This window comes from Nocardia sp. NPDC060220 (genome assembly GCF_042727815.1).
In the GTDB taxonomy this organism is placed as follows: Bacteria; Actinomycetota; Actinomycetes; order Mycobacteriales; family Mycobacteriaceae; genus Nocardia.
Window position 1 is genome coordinate 1 of sequence record NZ_JBHWZY010000689.1, and the last position, 3780, is coordinate 3780.

General features: G+C 68.1%; 3 protein-coding genes. 1 reads left to right on the plus strand and 2 read right to left on the minus strand.

Translation table 11 applies throughout. The features are described 5' to 3' along the window. Positions 1 to 188: 188 nt before the first annotated feature. Entirely contained in the window at positions 189 to 830 is a 642-nt protein-coding gene (locus ACFWF3_RS27705; protein WP_379316358.1) for a TetR/AcrR family transcriptional regulator C-terminal domain-containing protein, read from the minus strand. 90 nt (positions 831 to 920) lie between these two features. On the opposite strand from ACFWF3_RS27705, the gene ACFWF3_RS27710 reads away from it, so the two are divergent. Next, entirely contained in the window at positions 921 to 1916 is a 996-nt protein-coding gene (locus ACFWF3_RS27710) for an NAD(P)-dependent alcohol dehydrogenase (RefSeq protein WP_379316360.1), read from the plus strand. A gap of 6 nt (positions 1917 to 1922) precedes the next feature. Here the strand turns inward: ACFWF3_RS27710 and ACFWF3_RS27715 are convergent. Beyond that, on the minus strand, positions 1923 to 3780 hold a 1858-nt coding region (locus ACFWF3_RS27715), incomplete at its 5' end, for a carboxyltransferase domain-containing protein (RefSeq protein WP_379316362.1).

Genomic DNA, 3780 nt, shown 5'->3' on the forward strand with positions numbered 1-3780 from the left:
CTCCCCATGTCCGCGAAGATCAGCAAGGCGGCCGCCGCTGCCGCCATCGTTCTGGCTCTTGGCGCTGTCGCCGCTCCCGCGGCCTCGGCTGCCGTGCCCGCGCCTCCCACAGCATCGGAAGTCGGATCGGTGGCATTGTGCTTCCCGTTGGGCAGCGTGGAGATCTGTATCTGATCACCACGCCGTTGTCAGCGGGGGAGCAGACCGGCCAACCCCTCGAGAATTAGCTCGAGGCCGAAGGTGAAATCAGCCGCGCCGGAGTGGGTTCCGGCGATGACGCGCGCGGCCAGCGCGTGCATGTGGGGATGGGTTTCGGCGGGAACGAGCGGAAGGAATTGTTGTGCCGCCGAAGCGTATTCGGAGGGGTCGAGAGGGAAGTTGATGGCCTGGACGGTGAAGCCGTAGATGTGGCTGTCCAGGGCATTCCAGGCTCGGTCGGCCTGTTCGTAGGTGAAGCCCGCGGTGATCAGGCAGCCGAGGGTGGCGTCGACGTAGCGCAGCATGGCGGGGCCGACGTTGATGCGGGAGCCGAGCAGGCCGGTGGCCCAGCGGTGGCTCAGCAGGACCTCGTGGGCAGAGGCGGCGCGGCGGCGGAGTTCGGCCTGCCAGTCGCCGCCCGCACGGGGGACGTAGATCTCCGCGACCACCAGGTCGATGATGCCGTCGTAGAGGTCGTCCTTGTTGGCGACGTGGTTGTACAGCGACATCGCCTCCACACCGACGGTCTTGGCGAGGTTGCGCATCGACAGGGCGGCCAGGCCCTGCTGGTCGGCGAGGTCGATGGCGGCGCGTAGGACGCGTTCCCTGGTGAGTGGGGTGCGCGTCGGCATGGGCGTCCTCTCCTTGACCTACTTACGGCGTAAGCGTACCGTTTCGTCTCAGAGACTTACGCTGTAAGTGCGAGATGAGGGACAGTTCTCATGACCGATGTCGATACCGCCTCGATGACCGCCTGGATCGCGCCCCGATACGGCGGGGGCGAAGTGTTGCGGACCGAGATCGTGCCGAGGCCGACGCCGGGGGACCGGGAAGTGGTGGTCCGGGTGCGGGCGGCGTCGCTGTGCAGCGGGGACCTGCATCTGCTCACCGGGACGCCGTACCTGCTGCGGCTCGGATTCGGGTTGCGCAGGCCCAGGCGTCGGATGATCGGGCAGAACTCGGCGGGCGAGGTCGTCGCGGTGGGCGCCTCGGTCGCTGAATTCCGGGTGGGTGATCGGGTTTTCGGTGCGGTCCCCAGCGGCGGGTTCGCCCAGTACATGTGCGCGGACGCGGGTTCGTTCGCCGCTGTCCCCGCTGGGTTGAGCCTGGAAGACGCCGCGGCGATACCGGATTCGGGAATGACGGCCTTGCAAGGGCTGCGCGACATCGGCAAGGCCGGGCCGGGACAGCGGGTGCTCGTGAACGGTGCGTCCGGTGGGGTGGGCAGTTTCGCGGTGCAGATCGCGAAGGTGCTCGGCGCGCACGTGACGGCGGTGTGTAGCACCCGGCATATCGACATGGTGCGCGATATCGGTGCCGATGTCGTAATTGATTACACCACAGATGATTTCACTCTGACAGACGTTCCTTACGATGTGATCTTCGACCTCGCGGGCAACCGTGAACTGCGCGAAATCCGTCGCGTGCTGACCGTGGACGGTGTGTTCATCTCCTCCGCCGCCGCGCCGGGCAACAATTGGTTCGGCCCGATCCGATGGCTCGGTCAGGTGGCACTCACCGACCTGTTCGCGCGACAGACCCTGAAGGCACTGCTCATGCGACCCGCCACCGCCGACCTGCGATACCTGGCCGAATTGGCCGTCTCCGGAAAGTTGCGGCCGGTGATCGAGCGGCGGTTCCCCTTGTCCGACACGGCCCTTGCCATGGCCGCGTTCGAGCAAGGGCACGCGTCGGGGAAAACTGTTCTCATTGCCTGACGTACCTCAGTCGGTGAGTTCTCCCGCGGTGCGCCAGGATTGGCGTTCCTCGGCGAAGGCTCCCGCCTGCAGGGTGCGGAAGTCGGTGATGGAGTCGGCGTTGTCCGCCAGGAACGTGCGATAGTCGGCCAGGCGGAAGTCGCCGTTCTCGGTGGTGATGTCCACCTTGCCCGCCGCGAAATCCGCGCGAAGGTCGAGTAGCTCGTCCGCCTCGACCGGGTGCCAGCGGATGCGGTCGAAATAACGCAGAAGCCACGGGGTTTCGGGGTCGGTGGAAAAGCGGTCGACGCCGGGGCCCGCAGTGCCGCTCGGGCGTGCCCGGTGGTTCCAGACCTGGGTGGTGCGCCCCACGAATTGGTAGCCGCCCGGGCCTTCCATGCCGTAGATGCACAGGTAGGCGCCGCCGATGCCGACCGCGTTCTCCGGGGTCCAGGTGCGGGCCGGGTTGTATTTGGTGGTGACGAGGCGGTGGCGGGGGTCGGTCGGGGTGGCCACGGGGGCGCCGAGGTAGACATCGCCCAAGCCGAGGACCAGGTATTCGGCATCGAAGACCGTCTTGTAGACATCCTCGACGGAAGGCAGGCCGTTCATGCGTCGGATGAACTCGATGTTCCACGGGCACCAAGGGGCGTCGGCGCGCACGCCGTGCATGTAGCGGGTGATCGCTTCCCTGGTGGAGGGGTCGTCCCAGGACAGCGGGAGATGGACCGTGCGACTCGGGACGACCAGCTGATCGGAATTCGGCAGCTGCGCCTCGGCCTCGGCGAGGAGGTCGAGCAGGCGGGGGATCGGCAGGACAGCGGGGTCGACCCTGATCTGGAGTGAGCGAATCCCCGGGGTGAGCTCGATGACGCCACGCAACCCGATCGCGATGAGGTGCTGGTGCAGGGCGTGGACGCGGGCCCGAAGTCCGAGATCCAGGGTGAGCGTGCCGTATTCGACGAGCACGCCGTCGTCGCCTTGGCGGCGGTAGGTCACGCCGGTCTCGTCGTCGACTTCGGTGCGGCGCAGGATGCCGTCGTCGCCGTCGCGACCTGCCGAAAGGACGGTGCCGAAGCAAGCGCGTCGACGAGCGCCGAGTTCCGCCGCGGGGGCGGCGTGTTCGGAACGGATGGGGACGAAGCGGACCTTGTCGCCCGGCGTGAGTTGGCCGAGTTTCCAGCGATCGGCGGCGACGACGGTGACCGGGCAGACGAATCCACCCAGGCTGGGGCCGTCCGGGCCGAGCAGGATCGGAGTATCGCCGGTGAAGTCGAGGGCGCCGACGGTGTACGCGTTGTCGTGGATGTTCGACGGATGCAAGCCCGCTTCGCCGCCGTCGGTGCGGGCCCACTCGGGCTTCGGGCCGATGAGGCGGACGCCGGTGCGATCGGAGTTGAAGTGGACTTCGTAGTCGGTTCCGATGATGGTGTCGAAGTCGTTGCGGGTGAAGAACTCCGGTGCGCCGTGGGGGCCCTCGGTGACGGCGAGTTCCCAACGATGCGCGAAGGCGGGCTGGTCGGCCATCGGGACGGCGGGGGCGCGGCGGGTCGACGGCGCGCCCAGCGTGAGCGAATCGTCGGCGCGCAACGCGGCACCCGTTCCGCCACCGAACTTGCCGAGTGTGAATGTCGCTGCGCTGCCCAGGAACTCGTCGACATCGATACCGCCCGCGATCAGGATGTAGGTGCGCATGCCGGGGCCCCGGATCGCGCCGACATCGAGCACGCCGCCCGCCGGGACCTCGACGGTCCGCCACTGCTCGACCGGGACGCCGTCCACCCGGACATCGGCGACCGCGCCGGTCACACACACCCACGCCGGCTCGGCGAACCGCAACGCCGGTCCGCCCAGCGTGCACTCCAGCCCGGCCGCGCCCTCGAGG

Bases quoted from the DNA above. Each gene is read 5' to 3' on its own strand.
- ACFWF3_RS27705 (WP_379316358.1), bottom strand. From the start codon at position 830: ATGCCGACGCGCACCCCACTCACCAGGGAACGCGTCCTACGCGCCGCC.
- ACFWF3_RS27710 (WP_379316360.1), top strand. From the start codon at position 921: ATGACCGATGTCGATACCGCCTCGATGACCGCCTGGATCGCGCCCCGA.